Below are 19,428 nucleotides of genomic sequence, written 5' to 3' on the forward strand. Positions count from 1 at the left end.
GCCCTCCCGGCCGCCACCGTCGGATGTCCGAGCGGAGGGGTCCTCCTCCCCTGTCCGGCCCAATGACGGTGCGCCGGGGAAGCGGGCCGGACCGAGGGGTGTGACCGTGGGGAGAGGTCGGCGGACACGAGCGGCGAGGAGCGGGCATGGCGAACGGAGTCGGCGAGGGCTGTGCGCAGCTGGGTGCCGTGGCGGACGCCGTGCTCTACGAGGGCTATCTGCTCTACCCCTATCGCCGGTCCTCGGCGAAGAACCGGGTCCGCTGGCAGTTCGGGGTGCTGCTGCCGCGCACCTGGGTGGAGCGGGACGGACCGGTCACGCCCGGTGTCTCCGGCTCCGCCGACTCCTGGTACCAGCGGACCGAGTGCCTGGTGCTGGCCCGGCACGCCGACGCCACGGTGCGGGTGCGGGTGCGGTACCTGCAACTCCAGCACAAGCAGGTGGAGGCCGCGGACGCCGACCGAGGGCATCGCCCGGTCGAGTCGCTGCGGACGGCGGACGGGGTCACCCACCTGTCGTTCGAGGAGGCGGTGCCCCGCGAGACCGAGCTGGTGGTCCCGCTCGCCGAGCTGCTGCGGGGCGGGCGGACCGTCACCGTGGGGGCGCCGGCCGGCGCGGAGTACGAGCCGCTGCCGGCGGGGACGGGACGCGTCGTGCGCCGGCGCCGGGAGGTGCGGGCGGAGACCTCGGTCGTGGCCGAGCCGCTCGGTCCGCAGCTGTACCGGCTGCGGGTGCGCACCGAGAACACCGCCGCCGGGGCCGACCCGGGGGCGCCGCGCGGTGCGGTGCTGGGGCAGGCGCTGCTCGCCACGCACACCCTCCTCGAAGGCGAGGGCGCGGAGTTCGTGTCACTGATCGATCCGCCCGCGGACCTCGCCGAGCAGGCGCGCGGCTGCCGCAACGCCTTCACGTTCCCCGTGCTCGGCGGGCCGCCGCCGGATCCGGCGAGCGACGACGGGGAGACCGGCCCGCTGCTGCTGTCGGCGCCGATCATCCTCCCGGACCACCCGCAGGTGGCGCCGGAGAGTCCGGGCGACCTGCACGACGCGGCGGAGATCGACGAGATCCTCACGCTGCGCACGATGCTGCTGACCGACGAGGAGAAGGCGGAGGCCCGGGCCACCGACCCACGGGCCGCGCGGATCCTCGACCGGGTGGAGACCATGCCCCGGGAGGTCTTCGCCCGGCTGCACGGCGCCATCCGCTCCCTGACCCCCGCACACGGCCCGGCCACCCCGACCGCCGCCCGGAACCCGGCCATCCCGCCGGCCGCACACGGCCCGGCGTCCCCGGCCGCCGCACCGAACCCCGATGTTCCGCCCGCCACACACAGCCCGGCGGCCCCGACCCCCGCCCGGAACCCGGCCATCCCGCCGGCCGCACACGGCCCGGCCACCCCGGCCGCCGCACCGAACCCCGCTGTTCCGCCCGCCACACACAGCCCGGCGACCCCGACCCCCGCCCGGAACCCGGCCAACCCGCCGGCCGCACACGGCCCGGCCACCCCGGCCGCCGCACCGAACCCCGCTGTTCCACCCGCCGCACACGGCCCGGTCACCCCGGCCGCCGCCAGGAACCCGGCGGTCCCGCCGGCCACGCAAAGCCCGATCACCCCGGCCGCTGCCCGGAACCCGACTGTTCCGCATGCCGCACAAGGCCCGGTCACCCCCACCCCCGCACCAAACCCCAGCGTCCCGCCCGCCGCACACGGCCCGGCAGTCCCGACCCCCGCACACAGCCTGGCGGTTCCGGCCCCCGAGCAGAGCCCCGACCCCCTGGCCTCCGTACTCGGCCCCGCCGACGGGCGGCCCGTCTGGTGGCGGGAGGGCGGGGACGACGGGCTGTCCCCGTCGACGGACACCGTGCTGGTGGACGGGGTGCCCGTGGGCGGCGGCAGCCGGGTGCGGCTGTGTCCGCGCGGCCGGGGTGCCGACGCCCAGGACATGTTCCTGGACGGGCGGACCGCGCGGGTGGCCGCGGTCCTCCCCGACGTGGACGGCGGCGTCCACCTGGCCGTCACCGTGGACGACGATCCCGCCGCCGAACTGCACGGCTGGTACGGCCGGTTCCACTACTTCCGGCCCGACGAGGTCGCACCGCTCGGCGGGGCGGACACACCGGGTCCGGCCCAACCACCCCGGCCGCAGTCCCCGCGGCCCGCGCGTCCGGCCGACCGGCCGGAGGAGGGACGGTTCGATGGATGCCCTTGAGGTGCTGGCGCACGACCACCGCATGGTCGAGCAGCTGTTCCGCGACTACCACGCGGCGGCCTCCGACCGGCAGCGGCGCGGCGTCGCCGAGCTGCTGGTCCGTGAGCTGTCCAAGCACGCCGCGCTGGAGGAGATGCTCCTCTACCCGCTGGCCAGGACGGCACTGCCGGACGGCGAACGGGAGGTGGACGAGCATCTGAGCGAGCACATGGCGGTGAAGAGGATCCTCCTCGAACTGGACCGGCTCGGGGAGGGCGACCCGCACGCCGACGAACTCGTGGACCAGCTGCGCCGGGAGGTCGAGGAACACATCCGCGAGGAGGAGGGCGTCATGATGCCCCGCCTGCGCGAGGCCGTCTCCCGGCAGGAGCTGGACGAGCTGGGCCGGACGATCGCCCGGGCCAGGCAGGGCGCGCCGACCCGGCCGCACCCGAACGCCCCCGAGAAGCCCCCGGCCCTGAACCTGGCGGCCCCGCTGGCCGCGGCCTATGACCGACTCCGAGACCGACTGCAGCGGAGGCCCACGACATGACCACACAGAGCGGTACCACCGAGGTGAGCCGTGAGCCCGACCGCGCGGAAGCGCGAGGAGGGCTGGAGGAGATCTACATCCTGTGGATCTCGGAAGGCATGAGCTGCGACGGGGACACCGTCTCGCTGACCGCCGCCGGCCAGCCGTCCATCGAGGACGTGGTGCTCGGACTGATCCCCGGTCTGCCGAAGGTGAACCTCGTCAACAAGGTCCTCTCCCCGAGCCTGGGCGGCGAGGACTTCTTGGCCCCCTACCGGGCGGCCGCACGCGGCGAGCTGCCCGCCCCGTTCATCCTCGTCATCGAGGGTTCCATCCCGAACCAGAACATCATCGAGGGCGACGGCTACTGGACGTCGTTCGGCAACGACCCGGAGACCGGGGAGCCGCAGACCCTGAACTGGTGGATCGACCAGCTCGCGCCGAAGGCCTGGGCGGTGGTGGCCGCCGGGACGTGCGCGGCGTACGGCGGCATCCACGCCATGGCCGGCAACCCGACCGGCTGCATGGGTCTCGCCGACTACCTCGGCTGGGACTTCATGTCCCAGGGCGCCCTGCCCGTGGTGAACGTGCCCGGCTGCCCCATCCAGCCGGAGAACTTCATGGAGACCCTGATCTGGGTGCTCTACCACGCGGCCGGGGCCGCGCCGCCGCCCCCGCTGGACCACATGCTGCGTCCGCAGTGGCTGTTCGGCAAGACCGTGCACGAGGGCTGCGACCGGGCCGCGTACTACGAGCAGGCCGACTTCGCCAAGGACTACAACTCCCCCAAGTGCCTCGTGAAGTCGGGGTGCTGGGGCCCGGTGGTCAACTGCAACGTGCCCAAGCGGGGCTGGATGGCCGGGATCGGCGGCTGCCCGAACGTCGGCGGCATCTGCATCGGCTGCACCATGCCCGGGTTCCCGGACGCGTTCATGCCCTTCATGGACGAGCCGACCGGCGGAGCCCTGTCGTCGATGCTGATCAAGCCCTACGGCGCCGTCATCCGCCGGCTGCGCGGACTGACCAGCGTCGCCGTCAACCGCGAACCCAAGTGGCACCACAACGGCCCGGAACTGACCACCGGCTACGACCCGTACTGGCGTGCCTGAACGGCACCCCAGCGACCCGTGCGTACAAGGAACGAGGGGCAGGAAAAGACATGACGACAACCGAGGACCGGCGCCGGGCCCCGGGACGCAAGCCCGCGCAGATCGTGGACATGTCCTGGGACCCGATCACCCGGATCATCGGCAACCTCGGCATCTACACGAAGATCGACTTCGCCAACCAGGAAGTGGTGGACTGCCGCAGCACCTCCTCGCTCTTCCGCGGCTACTCGGTCTTCATGAAGGGCAAGGACCCGCGCGACGCCGGGTTCATCACGTCCCGGATCTGCGGCATCTGCGGCGACAACCACACCACGTGCTCCAACTACGCCCAGCAGATGGCCTACGGCGTCAAGCCGCCGAAGATGGCCGAGCACATCACCAACCTCGGCGAGGCCGCCGAGTACATGTTCGATCACACGATCTTCCAGGACAACCTGGTGTTCGTGGACTTCTGCGAGGCGATGGTCAAGGCCACCAACCCCGGTGTCCTCGCTCGCGCCGAGCGCACGGACGCGCCGCGCGGCGACATCCACGGCTACCGGACCATCGCCGACATCATGAAGGCCTTCAACCCCTTCGAGGGCGAGGTCTACAAGGAGGCGCTGAAGGTCTCCCGGGTCACCCGGGAGATGTTCTGCCTGATGGAGGGGCGGCATGTGCACCCCTCCACGCTCTACCCGGGCGGTGTCGGCACGATGCCGCAGCCGAACACCTTCACCGACTACCTCAGCCGTCTGATCCACGTCGTCGACTTCATCAAGAAGGCGGTGGCGATGAACGACGACGTCTTCGACTTCTTCTACGAGGCCCTGCCCGGCTACGAGGAGGTCGGCAGGCGCCGGATCATGCTCGGCTGCTGGGGCGCGTTCCAGAACCCGGACGTCGTGGACTACCGGTACGCCACGATGAACGAGTGGGGCCGGGCGATGTACGTGACCCCCGGCATCGTGGTCGACGGCAAGCTGGTCACCAACGACCTCGTCGACATCAACCTCGGTCTGCGCATCATGCTGGGCAGCTCCTACTACGAGGACTGGGTGAACGAGGAGCCGTTCGTCACCCACGACCCGCTCGGCAACCCCGTCGACATGCGCCACCCGTGGAACCAGACGACCGTCCCGGTGCCGCAGAAGCGGGACTTCGACGGCAAGTACAGCTGGGTGATGAGCCCGCGCTGGTACCACCCGGAGAGCGGTCAGCACCTCGCCCTCGACACCGGCGGCGGGCCGCTGGCCCGGCTGTGGTCGACCGCGCTGAGCGGCCTGGTCGACACCCCGTACGTCAAGGCCACCGGCAGCAGCGTGCGCATCTCGCTGCCCCAGGGCGACACCCTGCCGGAGACGACCCTGGAGTGGCACATCCCGAAGTGGAGCAACACCATCGAACGGGACCGCGCCCGGCCGTACTTCGTCGCCTACGCCGCCGCCATGGCCCTGCAGTTCCTGGAGGAGGCGATGGGGATGCTGCGGGCCGGCGAGACGAAGGTCTTCCAGGACTTCGAGGTACCGGAGGAGGCGATCGGCTGCGGTTTCCACGAGGCGGTGCGCGGCGTCCTCTCCCACCACCTGGTGATCCGGGACAAGAAGATCGCCAACTACCACCCGTACCCGCCCACCCCGTGGAACGCCAGCCCCCGGGACATCTACGGCACCCCGGGCCCCTACGAGGACGCCGTCCAGGGCCAGCCGATCTTCGAGGAGAACGGGCCCGACGACTTCAAGGGCGTCGACATCATGCGGACCGTGCGCAGCTTCGACCCCTGTCTGCCGTGCGGGGTGCACATGTACATGGGCAAGGGGAAGACGCTGACGACGGTGCACTCGCCGACGTACGGGGCGAACCATGGCTGACGCCGGGCGGCTCGCCGACACGGACGTGGAGGGACGGCTGGCACGGCTGGACGAGCTGCTGGGCCGTCTGGAGACCGCGCCCGGCCCGATGGGCGCCACGGCCGTCGAGGCGGTACGGGTGCTGACCGAGGTCTACGGCGAGGCGCTGGCCCGGGTCCTCGACCTCGCGGGGCGGCAGCTGACCGCCCGGCTGGCCGAGGACGAGCTGCTGGACCATCTGCTGGTGCTGCACCAGCTCCACCCCGAACCGGCGCGGCGCCGGGCCGAGCGCGCGGTCGACCGGCTCCGCCCGGCGGTGCGCGAGCGGGGCGGCGACGTGGAGCTGGTCGGCGTCGAGGGCCAGGTGGCCCGGGTGCGGGTGAGCGAGGCCGGTGGCTGCGGGGCCGGCTGCGGCGGCGGGCCCTCGGTCGCGGACGCGGTGCGTGAGGCGGTGCTCGCCGCCGCACCCGAACTCACCGAGGTCGAACAGCTGCCCACACCGGCGGCACCGGCCTTCGTACCGCTGGACTCCCTGCTGGTACGGGAGGCGCGGTGAGCGTGGACGGGGCGCTGGCCCGGGTCATCCGCTCGGCCGCCGCCGACCGGGACGACGGCGAGCGGTGCGACCTGTGCGCCGAGCCCGTACCGGAGGAACACCGCCATCTGTACGCCGCCGAGCGCGAGGAGCTGCTGTGCGCCTGCGGCGCGTGCACGGTCCTGTTCACCGGGGACGGCGCGGGCGGCGGGCGGTACCTGCCGGTGCCACGGCGGCGGGTGCGCCTGGAGCCGGTGGACACCGGGCCGCTCGGGGTGCCGGTGGGCCTGGTCTTCTTCGTGCCGCACACCGACGGCACGGTCACGGCGCAGGGGCCGAGCCCGGCCGGGGCGATGCGCTGGGAGGTCGAGGCGGACCGCTGGGCCCGGATGCGCGCCGTGTGCCCCCCGCTGGTGACCATGGCTGCGGAGGTGGAGGCTCTGTTGGTGAACACCGTGCGCGGCCTGGACCACCACTGGATCGTGCCGGTGGACGACTGCTTCCGCATGGTCGCGCTGGTCCGCCGGGAGTGGCGGGGCCTCGCCGGAGGCGGCCGGGTGTGGCCGGCCGTCGAGCGGTTCTTCGAGGAGCTGACCGAGCGGGGTTGAGGACGTGAGCGTCGCGGACGGTCTGACGTGAGGACCTGAGAGGAGATCGAGATGGGCACCATCCGAGTGGGCCGCCCCCACGTGAAACCGGACACGCCCCGGCACGTGTTCGGGCTGCACCAGGGCAACAAGGGCCCGAGCGGGCACCAGGCCGGACACCACGGGGACGGCACGTCCGACGCGCGCCGTTCCACCGGGATCCACTGGAAGCGGCACGACGCCATCATGAAGACCATGCCGAACATCTCGCCGGGATGAGCGGGGTGAGCGGGATGCGGAAACGGAGAGGTACCGGGATGAGGCTGTACCGAGCAGGAGCGGGCGGCGCTGCCGCGGCGGCCCGGATGCGGACCGGGCGGACCGCTCGTCGGGTCCTGGTCGCCGAGGCCGCCGTGGTGGGTGGCGTGGCGCTCGCGCTGTTCGTCCGGGAGATCCCGGGCATCCGGCGCGAGGTGCGCATCTGGCGCATGATCAGCCTGCGCTCCGGCGCCAGGCGCCCGCACTGAACCGCCGTGCACGAGCTGTCGATCGCGACCGCGATCGTGGAGCAGGCGGCCGAGATCGCCCGCGCGGACGGCGTGGACGGGGTGTCGTCGGTGACGGTGAGGGTCGGCGAGCTGGCCGGTGTCGTCCCGGACGCCCTGTGCTTCGCGTTCGAGGTGGCCCGCGACGGCACGGCCCTGGCCGCGGCCCGGCTGGTCGTGGAGGAGGTGCCGGCGCGGGCCTGGTGCGGCGGGTGTGCCGAGGAGTTCGCGCTCGGCATGCCGCCGTTCTTCTGGTGCCCGCGCTGCGACCGGCCGTCGCAGGAGCTGCGCGGCGGACGCGAGTTGGAGATCACGGGGGTCGAGGCGGCCCCGGCCCCGGCCTGACGGCGGGGGCCGGGGGTGGTTCAGCAGATGCGGGGCAGCTGCTCGCCCAGCGGGAGGTCCAGCACCCGGGTGCCGCCGAGGGCGGTGGCGACGACCACCATCCCCGGGTGGTCGGCCACGCACTCGCCGATCAGGGCCGCGCCGGTGCCCTGTGGATGCGCGCGCATGGCCGCCAGGACGGCTTCGGCGTGCTCCGGGGGGACGAAGGCGACGAGCCGGCCCTCGTTGGCGACGTACAGCGGGTCCAGGCCGAGGAAGCCGCAGGCGTTCGCGACCTCGTCCGGGACGGGTACGGCCCGCTCGCGCAGCCGGACACCGGTGCCGGAGGCGCGGGCGATCTCGTTCAGGGACGCGCCGAGGCCGCCCCGGGTGGGGTCGCGCAGGACGTGGATGTCCGGGGTGACCGCGAGCATGGCCGCCACCAGGTCCGCGAGCGGCGCGGTGTCGGAGGTGATCTCCACGCCGAACTCCAGGCCCTCCCGGACGCTCATCACGGCCACCCCGTGCAGGCCGATCGGGCCGCTGACGAGGACGGCGTCGCCCGGCCGGGCGCGCTGCGGGCGGATGTCGACGCCCGCGGGGACGAGGCCGACGCCGGCGGTGGTGACGTAGACGCCGTCGCCGTGCCCCGACTCGACCACCTTGGTGTCGCCGGTGGCGACGGTGACGCCGGCCGCCTCGGCCGCGGCCCCCAGGGCGCGTGCGACGCGTGCGAGCACGGCCAGTTCCACCCCCTCCTCCAGGATGAAGGCCGCGGACAGGTGGGTGGGCCGGGCGCCGCTCATCGCCAGGTCGTTGACGGTGCCGTTGACGGCGAGGTCACCGAGGCTGCCGCCGGGGAAGAACAGCGGCCGTACGACGTAGGAGTCGGTGGAGAAGGCCAGCCGGGCCCCGCCCAGGTCCAGGACGGCCGAGTCGGTGAGGGCCGCGAGCGTGGGGTTGCCGTAGGCGGGGGCGAAGACCTCCTGGACCAGCTCCGCCGACAGGGCGCCGCCTCCGCCGTGGCCCATGACGACGACCGGCTGGTCGCGCAGGGGGGCGGGGCAGGTCCAGTTCGCGGGGTCGACGGCAGCTTCGGGGGCTTCGGTGGCGAGGTCAGCCAACGGGGTTCATCTCCTGTGCGGGACTCTTCGGTGCCGGGCTGTCGGTCATCCTGCGGTACAGGTAGTAGGCGGCGCAGGCGCCCTCGCTGGAGACCATGGTGGCGCCGAGCGGGGTGCGCGGGGTGCAGGTGGTGCCGAAGGCCGCGCACTCGGTGGGCTTGATGAGGCCCTGCAGGACCTCGCCCGCGCGGCACTCGGCGGGTTCCTCGGTGCGGATGCCGGTGACGTCGAAGCGGTGTTCGGCGTCGTAGGCGCGGAAGGCGTCGGCGAGCCGCCAGCCGCTGTCCGGGATGCGGCCGATGCCCCGCCAGTTGCGGTCGGTGACCTCGAAGACCTCCTCGATCATGCGGACGGCCGCCGGGTTGCCCTGCTCGCGCACGGCGCGGGGGTAGGCGTTCTCCACCCGGTGCTCGCCGCGTTCCAGCTGGTGGACGGCGCGGCGGATGCCTTCGAGGACGTCCAGCGGTTCAAAGCCGGTGACGACGATCGGGACGCGGTGCCGCTCGGCGAGGTCCGGGTACTCGTCGGTGCCCATCACGCTGCACACGTGCCCGGCGGCGAGGAAGCCCCGCACCCGGCAGTCCGGGGCGGTCATGATGGCCTCGATCGCCGGAGGGACCCGGACGTGGGACACCAGCAGGCTGAAGTTGGCGAGGCCGAGCCGGCGGGCCTGGTGGACGGCCATCGCGTTGGCGGGGGCGGTCGTCTCGAAGCCGATGGCGAAGAACACCACCTGCCGGTCGGGGTGCCTGCGGGCCAGGTCCACGGCGTCCAGCGGCGAGTAGACGACGCGTACGTCACCGCCCTCGCCCTTGACGCGGAACAGGTCCCGGCCGGTGCCGGGGACGCGCAGCATGTCCCCGAAGGAACAGAAGATCACCTCGGGGCGCGCGGCGATCTCCAGGGCCTTGTCGATGACGTCGAGCGGGGTGACACACACCGGGCAGCCCGGGCCGTGGATCAACTCCACGTTCTCCGGCAGGAGTTGGTCGATGCCGTGACGGATGATGGAGTGGGTCTGGCCGCCGCAGACCTCCATCAGGGCCCAGGGCCGGGTGGCCGTGGCCCGGATCTCGTCCAGCAGCCGGCGCGCCAGCTCCGGGTCGTTGAACTCGTCGATGTACCTCACCGGGCCTCACTTCCGCTCTCCTGCCGCGCCGCCTGCTCCCAGGCGTCGCCGAACTCCTCCTCCAGCAGGCCCAGTTGTCCGAACAGCTCCAGGGAGGCCCGGGCCGACTCCTCGTCCAGCCGCTGCAGCGCGAAGCCGACGTGGACGATGACGTACTCCCCCACCCGGACGTCGGGCAGGTACTCCAGGCAGGCCTGTTTGCGTACGCCGCCGAAGTCGATCAGGCCGGTGAGCGGGTCGGCACGGTGGTCGATGGACACGACCTTGCCGGGCACTGCCAGACACATGGGTCACTCCGTCTCGTGGTGGGCTGCTGTTCCCGCGACCATCAGCTGGCCGAGTGCCAGACCGCCGTCGTTCGGGGGGACTTCGCCGTGCCGGAGGACGCGGAAGCCGGCCGTGGTGAGCAGCGCGGCGGTCTCCTCCTCCAGCAGGGCGTTGGCGAAGACACCGCCGGTGAGAGCGACGGTGGTGAGACCGGTCTCCGCGCGGGCCCGGTGGCAGGCCTCCGCCACCGCGCGGGCGACGCCCCGGTGGAAGCGGGCGGCCATGACCGGTACGGGCGTGCGGCGGGACCGGTCGTCCAGCAGGGCGCGGAGGGTGGGGGCCGGGTCCATGTCCCGGCCGCCGCCGGTGGACCCGAACGGGTAGGCCACCGCGTCCGCGTCCCGCGCCTCCAGCGCCGCCGCCTCCAGTTCCAGCGCCGCCTGTGCCTCGTACCCGGCGCGCTGGCACAGCCCCACGAGGGAGGACACCGCGTCGAAGAGCCGGCCCATGCTGGAGGTCGGAACGCAGGCCAGTTGTCGGCTCAACTGCTGCCGCAGCACGGTACGTTCGGTCTCCGTGCAGGCGTCGACGCTGGGCAGGCCCGGTGTCCAGGGCAGTCCCGCCGCCCACAGCCGGGCCAGGGCCAGCCGGCAGGGGTTGGCCACGCCGGCGTCGCCGCCGGGCAGCGGGGCGGGCGCCAGGCGGGCGAGGCGCCGGTAGCCGGTGTAGTCGGCGAGGAGGATCTCGCCGCCCCAGACGGTGCCGTCGTCGCCGTATCCGGTGCCGTCGAAGGCGACGCCGATCACGGGGGTGCCGCCGTCGAGGCCGTGTTCGGCCATCGCCGAGGCGATGTGGGCGTGGTGGTGCTGGACCCGCACCGGTTCGCCGAGGCCGAGCCGGGCGGCCCGGCGGGTCGAGTGGTACCCGGGGTGGCGGTCCGCTGCCACCCGCCGGGGGACGACTCCGGTGAGGCGGGCGAGGTGCCGTACGGCCCGCTCGGCGGCGTCCAGGGCGGCCAGTTCCCCCATGTCCCCGATGTGCGGGCCGAACCAGGCGTGGTCGCCCTCGCCGAGGCAGGGGGCGTTCTTCAGGTCGCCGCCGACCGCGAGCGTGGGCCGCACCGGGAGCGGGAGGCGCAGCGGGCGGGGGACGTGGCCGCGGGAGCGCCGCAGGACCTGTTCGGTGCCGTCGGGGCGGACGCGCAGCAGGGAGTCGTCGCACGGGCAGGCGATGGGCCGGTCGTGGGTGAGCCAGGCGTCGGCGAGTCCCGCCAGCCGGGTCAGCGCCTCGGTGTCGTCGGTGACGATGGGCTCGCCGGAGCGGTTGCCGCTGGTCATGACCAGCGCCCGCGGGCCGGGTGGATCGCCTGGCAGCCCGAACAGCAGGGTGTGCACGGGCGTGTAGGGCAGCAGCAGACCGACGTGCGGGCTGCCCGGGCACACCTGGCCGGCGAGGCGCAGGCGGTCCGGGGATGTGCGGCGGCGCAGCAGGACGATGGGGCGGCGGACGCCGGCGAGCGCGTCCCGTTCGGCGGCGGAGAGCACCGCCACGCGCTCCGCCGTGGCGAGGTCGGCGCACATCACCGCGAAGGCCTTGCCGCCGCGTTCCTTGCGGACGCGCAGGGTGGCCACGGCCCGGTCGTCGGTCGCGTCGCAGGCCAGGTGGTAGCCGCCGACGCCCTTGACGGCGACGATCCGCCCGGCGGCGAGCAGCGCCCGTGCCGTGGCCAGGGCCTCCGCGTCCCGGGCCGGGCGGACTCCGAGGCCGGCGGCCGGGAGGAGGGCGAGCCGGGGTCCGCAGTCGGGGCAGGCGACGGGCTGGGCGTGGAAGCGGCGGTCGGCGGGGTCGTCGTACTCGCGGGCGCAGGCGGGGCACATCGGGAAGCCGGCCATGGTGGTGGCCGGGCGGTCGTACGGCATCGCGGTGGCGATGGTGAACCGGGGGCCGCAGTGGGTGCAGGTGACGAAGGGGTGGCGGTGCCGGCGGTCGCGGGGGTCGGCCAGCTCGCGCAGGCAGTCGGCGCAGGTCGCGGTGTCGGGCGGGAGCTGGGTGCGGCCCGCGGACCGCTCGGTGGGACGGATGGCGAAGGGGCCGGTGGCACCGGTGGGGGGCACGTCCTCGCTGCCGACGCCGGTCACGGTCGCGAGCGGGGGCGGCTGCTCGGCGAGCCGGCCCGCGAACCGGTCCACCTCCTCCGCCGGGCCCTCGACCTCGATGAGCACGCCGTCCGCGGTGTTGCTCACGAATCCGGCGAGTGCGAAGCCGGCGGCGAGCCGGTGGACGTAGGGCCGGAAACCGACGCCCTGCACCGTGCCCCGCACGGTGATCCGACGCCGGACCGGTCCGGTGGCGGGCGCGGTCACGAGAGGGGGGCGGACGCGGGGGTGTGGTGCGGGTCCTGGGCGGGGGCGGGCGCCGGGGAGTGGTGCGGGTGCGGGGCCGGACCGGGGGCCGACGAGTGGTGAGGGTGCGGCGCGGGGGCGGGCGCCGGGTGGTGGTGCGGGTGGGGGGCGAGGGGTGGGTGGTGGGGTGGGACGCCGTCGCGGGCGGCGAGGGCGCGGTCGAGTACGGTGCCGACGCCGGTGCCGGTGCGGGCGCAGGAGCGGATGATCTCCACTCCGGGGTTGACCCGGTGCACGTTCTCGTGGAAGAGGCTCTCGTCGAAGCCGGCCGGTCCGGCCAGGTCGGTCTTGGTGATCACGACGAGGTGGGCGGAGCCGAACGCGGTCGGGTACTTCAGCGGCTTGTCCTCGCCTTCCGTGACCGCCATCAGCACGATCCGCAGCGTCTCCCCGAGGTCGTACGCGGCCGGGCAGACCAGGTTGCCGACGTTCTCCACGAAGAGCACGGAGGTGTCCGGCGGCAGCCAGTCCGCGAGCCGGGCGCGGACCTGGCGGGCCTCCAGGTGGCACAGCCCGTCGGTGAGCAGCTGCTGCACGGGCGCCCCGGACCGGGCCAGCCGCTCGGCGTCGTTCTCGGTCGCGAGGTCCGCGGTGAGCGCGGCCACCGGCACGCCCCGCTCCACCGCCCGGGCCAGCACCCGGGCGAGGAGTTCGGTCTTGCCGCTGCCCGGGCTGGACAGCAGGTTGACCAGGGTGACGCCCTGCCGGGCGAGGTCGTCGCGCAGGCCTTCGGCCAGGCCGTCGTTCTTGGCCAGGACGGCCTGTCTGAGGTCGGACCGGCACATGGGCGCTGCTCCTCGGATGCGGTGACGGGGCCCGGGCCGCATCGGGTGCGGCCCGGGATCTCACCGATCTTCGGCCGCGTGGGCCGCCATGCCGGGCAGCGCAGCCGCGTGCGCGGTCCCGGATTCCATCGGGCGGCCCAACGGGGGCGGGGGCCCGGCGGGGTCGGCGAGCAGCGCGGGAACGAGCGTGTGCAGGGCGTCCACGGCCCGGCCGACGGCGTCGCGCACCGGTGTGCTGAGTCCCGGCAGGATGTCGTCGTCGCCGGGGAGCACGCCGGGTTCGCAGGCCAGGACGAGGATCCGGGGCAGCGGCTCGTCGCCCAGGTGGGTGGCCAGGGCCAGCACCTTCGCCGGGTCCATGCCGTGGGCTTCGGGCGGGACGGTGCCGTCCGGGGGGTCGGCCTCGACGAGGGAGAGGGTGCCGGGGCGGTGGCCGCGGGGGGCGGCGTCGACCAGGACGGCGGTGGTGTAGCCGGACAGCAGGTCGTAGGCGAGGTCCAGGCCGCGGATGCCGTAGTCGTGGACCCGTGCGGCCCGTGGCAGCGGGCGCCGTTCCAGAGCGCGGATCACCTCCGGTCCGAAGGCGTCGTCGGCGAGGAAGATGTTGCCGACGCCGGCCACCAGGAGCGACGGCGTCACCGGAGGTCTCCGGCGGCCGGGGCGAGGCCGGCGGGAGCGGGGCCGGCCGGGGCGAGGGGCCGGGGGGAGCCGCCCGGGGTCTTGCGGACGAAGGCCGAGCGCAGGGCGTGGTACGGGGCCTCGGGGTCGAAGAAGACGGCGTGCATGCGGGCCAGTTCGTCCTCCCGGTAGCGGGAGAGGGGCCGTGCCCGCTCGTCGGCGGCGCGGGCCGCGGCCTTCACCGCGAGCCGCCGGTCCAGGTCCGGGGCGGAGGCGAGTTGGTGCGCGAGCCGTTCCACCTCGGCGGGGAACTCCGCGGGTGCGGTCGGCACCAGGCGGTCCACGAGGCCGAGCCGCTCGGCGGACGCGGCGCTGACCGGCAGGGCCTCGGTGGTCAGCCGGCCGGCCTGCTCCGGGCCGACGCGGCGCGGCAGGGTGTACGTCCAGAACTCGGAGCCGTACAGGCCCATGCGGCGGTAGTGCGGGTTGAGGACGACGCCGGTACGGCACCACACCTCGTCGGCGGCGAGGGCCAGCATGGCGCCGCCCGCCGCCGCGTTGCCGCCGAGGGCGGCCACCACCAGCCGGTCGGTGGTGCGCAGCACGGCCTCCACGAGGTCGTCCATGGCGTTGAGGTTGGCCCAGGACTCCCGGGCCGGGTCGGGAGCCGCCTCGATCACGTTGAGGTGGATGCCGTTGGAGAAGAAGTCTCGGCTGCCGCCCAGGACGAGGACGCGGGTGGGGCGGGTGAGCGCGTGCTCGTAGGCGGCGAGCAGCCTGCGGCACTGGTCGGTGCTCATCGCGCCGCCCGGGAAGGAGAAGGCGAGGAAACCGACGTCGCCGCGCTGTTGGTAGCGGATGTCCGTCCAGGTGCGCCGGCCGGGCGGCAGCTCCAGCGGTGCGGGGTCCTCCGGGAGGCGGAGTGGGGGCTCGCAGGCGGCGAGGACGGAGGCGGCCGGCCGGCGGAAGGGCGCCGGGTCGCCGGAGTTCCGGCGGGGGCGCAGCTCCGGGATCCAGACGGCGCCGTCGCGGGTGGCCCGGCAGACGGCGCCCGCGCGCTGGGCCAGCAGGGTGCCGGGGCGGCCGCGCAGCCGGTCCTCGGGGTGGCCGCCGTGGAGGAACACCTCGCGGCCGAGGAGTTCGTCGAGGACGCCCGGCTGGGAGTCGGCGCCGCGGAGTCTCCTCAGCACCGTTGCGGTGTCGTCGTGCTCCCAGTCGATCCGGCGCCGCTCCTGCCGGAAGAAGTCGCGCCAGACGACGGTGACCGACTCGTCCGTCTGCGGGAGCGGCTTGTGGGCGCCTTCGGCGTAGCGCCGTACGGCGGTCAGGACGGCGGTGACGGCCGCGTCGGAGGCCTCGTTGCGGTAGAGGTCGCTCTTGCCGACGGGCGGCACGGGGAACGGCTCGGCCGCCCAGACGGGGCCCGCGTCCATCCCGGCCTCCGCCTGCAGGACGGTCACGCCCCACTGCTCCGCCCCGTCGGCGATGGCCCAGTCCAGGGAGGAGGGACCGCGGTCACCGGGCGGGCCGGGGTGCACGATCAGGCAGGTGTGCTCCCGCCACACGTCCTCGGGCAGGGCCGTGCGCAGCATCGGTGCCACGACGAGGTCCGGGCGCGTCTCCCGCACGGCGGCCCGGACCGGGTCGGGGCCGTGCGCGGCGAGGACGACGTCGACCTGGTGCCCGTGGTCCGACAGTTCGGCGTACAGGCGCTGGGAGAGGCTGTTGAACGCGCTGGCAACGAGCAGAATGTCCATGACACGGCATGGTCGTCGCTCGCGGGGGCGCCGGGAAGAACCCCCGCGGCGTTTCGCCGGCCTCGCTCAGGTCTCTTCCTCCATCCGGATCGCATTGCGCAGGTCCTCGTAGGCCTGGGCCCGGTCGTCCCGGTGCGCCTCCAGCAGGGCACCGGCGATCGCGTCGAGCTTGCGCTGGATCGCGTGCTCGGCGCGCATCTCGGCGTTCTTCAGCAGCGCCAGGAGCAGCAGGGTGACCGCCGTCATGGACTCGCCCGCGAGCAGCAGCAGTTCGGTTGGCAGACGGGCGATGTGGGCGGCGACGAAGAAGCCGACCAGCAGCAGGCAGAACAGGAAGAACAACGGCGAGCTGGTGAAGTTCGAGGCGTATTCGGCGAGCTGGTCGAACCGGCTGCGGCGTGGTCCGCCGCGGTGGACGGGATTCTTGAAGGTCATGGCCGAGCCTTTCCCCATGACGGGCGGAGACCGGCCACGGGCCCCGTCCGTCAGGTCCGCAGTACCCGTACGAGGGCGTACGACACCGGGGGCGGGGGGCTCGTCATGCGGGCCGGAGCGGGCCGGGTCATGCGGGGCCGGGGGCGCGAGGGGGTGCACCGGCGGACGGCCCGCTCCAGCCCGGAAGGCCGGTCCCGCGCAGGAATCCAGCGCGCCCTCGGCCGGCCGCGCCGTCGGTGCCGCCCCGCGCAGGCTCCGTCGGTCCTCCGCCCCCGGCGGACGCACGAGGACGTCCCCCGACGGCCCCGGGCACGTCGGTCTCAGGCCGCGAGCGAGCTGCCGGGGTCCAGGCGGGTGAGGAGCTGATCGCGGTGCAGTCCGGCGACGGGCGCCAGCAGGTCGGGGTGGCGGAGCAGGGACGCCGCGCTGCGGTCGGCGTCGTCCGGGGTGAGCAGCCGGCGGAACTCGGCCGGTCCGGCGGTGTGCTCGCTGTCGGCCAGCCCGGCGACGGCCAGCCCGGCCAGCCCGGCGTCGGTGAGCAGCGCGGCGGCCCAGCTGGCCACCACCTCGTCCACCCAGGTCCGCCAGGCCCACTCCTCGGCCGCGTGGTCGCCGGCCGTCTCGGCACCGGTGATCCAGTCGAGGCGTGCCGTGCCGCCGGGGCCCGCCAGGGTGACCAGACCGGCGTCGATCTCGGTCGGATAGCGCAGCCAGGCGGCGACCGTCACCGCCTGCCGTGCCTGCGCCTCGCACAGCGCGGAGGCCAGCGCGCCACCGGACGGCGGGTAGGCCACCGTCAGCCAGCGAGCCGTCGCGGCGATCAGGGGGGACAGGTCAGTGAGCACAGCCGGGCCGTCCGATGCGAAGGGGTACAGGGGCTCGACGCAACGGTAGCCCGGCGCCGGGCGCGGCCGGGAGGGAGTGCGAACCAGGTCATATGTGACCTGACCCACGCCCCGCGGCCGACGGGAGCGCCCCCCGGCGCGCCGGCCACGGCTGGTCACCGGTCCCCCACCGCCGCCCGGGCCCGTCGCCTGCCGCTGCTCCGGCCCGTCTCACCTGCGGCGGGCCGCGGCGGGTGGTCCGTACGGCCGATCGCCGACGTCGCCGTGCGGCCGCGATGGCCTCCTCGACACGACCCGCTGAGCAGAGGGCGGGGCCCGGGACAGGCCGATGTCGTTCCAGACGGCCGGCTCGTCGGAGCGGCGCCCCGTATCAGGTGACGTCCCCGATCTCCCTCAACCACTCCCGCACCCGACGCGCCTCCTTCCGGCCCGTCGGCCGGGTCGCAGGCGCGCAGGGCCCGGGTCACGCGTGCGGTGCACCCTTGGTGGTCTCCGCGTCCGGTGCCGGCCGGCGGACCGCTTCGGCGGGGGGCCGTTCGCGGAGGGCGCCGTATGCGACGAAGTACGCGGGCAGGCGGCGCAGCCGGGGCGAGCCGGCGACCAGGCCCGCGACGCGCCGGGCCCGGTCGGCGCTGCCCAGAGGCGGCCGGCCGCGCAGGACCGGGGCGATGAAGCGGGCGTGGGCCGCGCGCTGCAGCGCCTGGGTCGCGACCGTGGTGGGCCGGCGACGGCGCTGCACCGCGCGTACGTCGCGCAGGCCCACGGTTCCGCCGCGCAGGGGCCCGGCGAGGAGGCGGGCGGCCGCCACGGCGTCCTGCACGGCGAGGTTGATGCCGATACCGAAGACCGGGGACATGGCGTGCGCGGCGTCGCCGATGCACAGCAGGCCGGGACGGTGCCAGCGGCGCAGCCGGTCCAGGTGCACGTCGAGGAGCTTGACGTCGTCCCACGAGCGCAGGGCGTGGGTGCGGTCGGCGATCCAGGGGACGGCGGCGGCGTAGCCGGCCAGGAACCGGCCGAGGCCGGCGGTGCGGCGCTCGGCGTCGGTGCCCTTGGGGATGAGCGCGGCGCACTGCCAGTAGTCGCCCCGGTCGATCATCGCGGTGAGGAAGCCCTCTCCGGCGCCGCCGACGAGCCCGCTCGGGTCGCCGTCCCGCCGGGGCAGGCGGAACCACCAGGCGTCCATGGGGCAGCCGAAGCGGCGCAGACGTAGCTCCGGCAGGGAGCGGGCGAGGGAGCCGCGGCCGTCGCAGGCGACGGTGAGGAGGGCGCGCAGCTCGCCGGTGCGGCCGTCGGAGGTGCGGTAGCGCACGCCGGTGACCCGCCCGGACTCGGTCAGGAAGGAGGTCGCCTCGGTGTTCATCCGCAGCCGGAAGGACGGCTCGCGCCGGGCCTCGTCGGCGAGCAGGTCCAGCAGGTCTCACTGGGGCACCATCGCCACGTAGTTGTGGGGGCCGGGCAGGGCCGAGAGGTCGGCGACGGTGACCGCCGAGCGACCGGGGCCCACCGGCAGCTGGACGGTGCGGACCCGGCGCTGCGGCAGCCGGGCGAAGCGCTCGGCCAGCCCCAGGTCGTCCAGCAGGGCCAGGGTCGAGGGGTGGACCGTGTCGCCGCGGAAGTCACGCAGGAAGTCGGCGTGTTTCTCCAGGACCGTCACCTCGATCCCGGCGCGTGCCAGCAGCAGGGCGAGCACCATGCCCGCCGGACCGCCTCCCACGACACAGCAGGTGGTCTTCTCCATCACGGTCCCGCCCTTCTCCGGAGCAGCGGATCAACCTGAATCAGCGGATCACGCTAAATTCATCAGTTGATGAATACTATACGCGGCGCGGGCGGGAAGGTCACGTGTCGCCCCTGCGCCGAGGGGAACCCGGTGCGCCTGTGACAGGTTCGGACACGCACCGGGAGGTCGGGTAAGCCTCATGAACGCCGACGTCGAACGCTACGACGAGCAGGACGACGTTCCGCTGGGCGGTTACGCCGCCCTCGCCTCCGTGTTCGCGACCGGGGTCGGCGCCTTCGCGCTGGTGGCCCGGCGGCGCGGCGTACAGCTGCCGCGGCAGGTGCCGCCGTGGGACGTGGTGCTGCTCGGCGCGGCGGCGTACAAGACGTCCCGGCTGCTGACCAAGGACAAGGTCACCAGCTTCCTCCGGGCGCCGTTCACCCGCCGCGCGGGCCAGGGAAAGGGCAACGAGGTCATCGACCAGCCCCGGGGCAGCGGGCTGCGGCGGGCCACCGGCGACCTGCTGGCCTGCCCGTTCTGCACCGCCGCCTGGACCACCGGCGCCCTGGTGTGCTCCTACGCGGCGGCGCCTCGGCTCACCCGGCTGGTGTGCGGCGGCTTCGGTGCGCTGGCCGTGGCGGACTGGCTCCAGTACGCCTGGACCTGGACCCAGGACGCGGCCGAGGGCTGAGC

General features: G+C 74.4%; 19 protein-coding genes and 1 pseudogene. 10 read left to right on the top strand and 10 right to left on the bottom strand.

What is annotated here, in order from left to right; translation table 11 throughout:
• Positions 1–146 precede the first annotated feature (146 nt).
• The 9 genes from ACZ4VF_RS31490 to hypA are packed head-to-tail and all read left to right on the top strand — an operon-like array spanning position 147 to position 7,671.
• On the top strand, positions 147–2,210 hold the full coding sequence (locus ACZ4VF_RS31490; RefSeq protein ID WP_467930247.1) for a hypothetical protein: 2,064 nt from the start codon (positions 147–149) through the stop codon (positions 2,208–2,210).
• A complete protein-coding gene (locus ACZ4VF_RS31495; RefSeq protein WP_467930249.1) occupies positions 2,197–2,742 on the top strand; it encodes a hemerythrin domain-containing protein in 546 nt (181 codons plus the stop codon). Before ACZ4VF_RS31490 ends, ACZ4VF_RS31495 begins: the two co-directional genes overlap by 14 nt.
• On the top strand, positions 2,739–3,830 hold the full coding sequence (locus ACZ4VF_RS31500; RefSeq protein WP_467930250.1) for an NADH-quinone oxidoreductase subunit B family protein: 1,092 nt from the start codon (positions 2,739–2,741) through the stop codon (positions 3,828–3,830). Before ACZ4VF_RS31495 ends, ACZ4VF_RS31500 begins: the two co-directional genes overlap by 4 nt.
• Before the next feature lie 50 nt (positions 3,831–3,880).
• Positions 3,881–5,680: a nickel-dependent hydrogenase large subunit gene (locus ACZ4VF_RS31505; protein ID WP_467930251.1), complete on the top strand. Its 1,800-nt coding sequence runs from the start codon at positions 3,881–3,883 to the stop codon at positions 5,678–5,680.
• Positions 5,673–6,215, top strand: coding sequence for a NifU family protein (locus ACZ4VF_RS31510; protein WP_467930252.1), 543 nt, complete (start codon positions 5,673–5,675; stop codon positions 6,213–6,215). Before ACZ4VF_RS31505 ends, ACZ4VF_RS31510 begins: the two co-directional genes overlap by 8 nt.
• Complete coding sequence (locus ACZ4VF_RS31515) at positions 6,212–6,802, top strand: DUF5947 family protein (RefSeq protein WP_467930254.1); 591 nt, start codon at positions 6,212–6,214, stop codon at positions 6,800–6,802. Before ACZ4VF_RS31510 ends, ACZ4VF_RS31515 begins: the two co-directional genes overlap by 4 nt.
• 51 nt (positions 6,803–6,853) lie before the next feature.
• The gene (locus ACZ4VF_RS31520; protein WP_467930255.1) at positions 6,854–7,060 is read left to right on the top strand and encodes a hypothetical protein; all 207 of its coding nucleotides are present in this window, start codon (positions 6,854–6,856) and stop codon (positions 7,058–7,060) included.
• Between the two features lie 38 nt (positions 7,061–7,098).
• Entirely contained in the window at positions 7,099–7,308 is a 210-nt protein-coding gene (locus ACZ4VF_RS31525; protein WP_467930256.1) for a hypothetical protein, read from the top strand.
• A 6-nt stretch (positions 7,309–7,314) separates the two neighbouring features.
• Positions 7,315–7,671, top strand: coding sequence for a hydrogenase maturation nickel metallochaperone HypA (hypA, locus tag ACZ4VF_RS31530; protein ID WP_467930258.1), 357 nt, complete (start codon positions 7,315–7,317; stop codon positions 7,669–7,671).
• A gap of 20 nt (positions 7,672–7,691) precedes the next feature.
• Here the strand turns inward: hypA and hypE are convergent, their stop codons facing one another.
• From hypE to ACZ4VF_RS31580, 10 genes and pseudogenes are all read right to left on the bottom strand, one after another.
• Positions 7,692–8,774 carry a hydrogenase expression/formation protein HypE gene (hypE, locus tag ACZ4VF_RS31535; RefSeq protein WP_467930259.1) on the bottom strand — a complete coding sequence of 361 codons (1,083 nt, stop codon included), beginning with the start codon at positions 8,772–8,774 and terminating at the stop codon, positions 7,692–7,694.
• Positions 8,767–9,903 (bottom strand): hydrogenase formation protein HypD, encoded by a 1,137-nt coding sequence (gene hypD / locus ACZ4VF_RS31540; protein ID WP_467930260.1) that lies wholly within the window; start codon positions 9,901–9,903, stop codon positions 8,767–8,769. Before hypD ends, hypE begins: the two co-directional genes overlap by 8 nt.
• A complete protein-coding gene (locus ACZ4VF_RS31545; protein WP_189301249.1) occupies positions 9,900–10,190 on the bottom strand; it encodes a HypC/HybG/HupF family hydrogenase formation chaperone in 291 nt (96 codons plus the stop codon). The genes hypD and ACZ4VF_RS31545 overlap by 4 nt, the downstream gene beginning before the upstream one ends.
• A gap of 3 nt (positions 10,191–10,193) precedes the next feature.
• Positions 10,194–12,533 (bottom strand): carbamoyltransferase HypF, encoded by a 2,340-nt coding sequence (hypF, locus tag ACZ4VF_RS31550; protein WP_467930262.1) that lies wholly within the window; start codon positions 12,531–12,533, stop codon positions 10,194–10,196.
• Positions 12,530–13,357, bottom strand: a complete 828-nt coding sequence (gene hypB, locus ACZ4VF_RS31555) for a hydrogenase nickel incorporation protein HypB (RefSeq protein ID WP_467930263.1) — start codon at positions 13,355–13,357, stop codon at positions 12,530–12,532. The genes hypF and hypB overlap by 4 nt, the downstream gene beginning before the upstream one ends.
• A 60-nt stretch (positions 13,358–13,417) precedes the next feature.
• The gene (locus ACZ4VF_RS31560; protein ID WP_467930264.1) at positions 13,418–13,996 is read right to left on the bottom strand and encodes a hydrogenase maturation protease; all 579 of its coding nucleotides are present in this window, start codon (positions 13,994–13,996) and stop codon (positions 13,418–13,420) included.
• Positions 13,993–15,732, bottom strand: coding sequence for a hydrogenase maturation protein (locus tag ACZ4VF_RS31565; protein WP_467930266.1), 1,740 nt, complete (start codon positions 15,730–15,732; stop codon positions 13,993–13,995). The genes ACZ4VF_RS31560 and ACZ4VF_RS31565 overlap by 4 nt, the downstream gene beginning before the upstream one ends.
• Positions 15,733–15,798: 66 nt before the next feature.
• Entirely contained in the window at positions 15,799–16,167 is a 369-nt protein-coding gene (locus ACZ4VF_RS31570; RefSeq protein ID WP_467930267.1) for a hypothetical protein, read from the bottom strand.
• 320 nt (positions 16,168–16,487) lie between these two features.
• Positions 16,488–17,012, bottom strand: a complete 525-nt coding sequence (locus tag ACZ4VF_RS31575; RefSeq protein WP_467930268.1) for a hypothetical protein — start codon at positions 17,010–17,012, stop codon at positions 16,488–16,490.
• 463 nt (positions 17,013–17,475) lie between these two features.
• Positions 17,476–18,753 (bottom strand): annotated as a pseudogene (locus tag ACZ4VF_RS31580) (FAD-dependent oxidoreductase).
• Positions 18,754–18,934: 181 nt separating this feature from the next.
• Between ACZ4VF_RS31580 and ACZ4VF_RS31585 the strand changes: the two are divergent.
• Positions 18,935–19,426 carry a DUF1360 domain-containing protein gene (locus tag ACZ4VF_RS31585; protein ID WP_467930270.1) on the top strand — a complete coding sequence of 164 codons (492 nt, stop codon included), beginning with the start codon at positions 18,935–18,937 and terminating at the stop codon, positions 19,424–19,426.
• The last annotated feature ends 2 nt before the right edge of the window (positions 19,427–19,428 follow it).

The organism is Streptomyces sp. NPDC029151 (assembly GCF_055564315.1).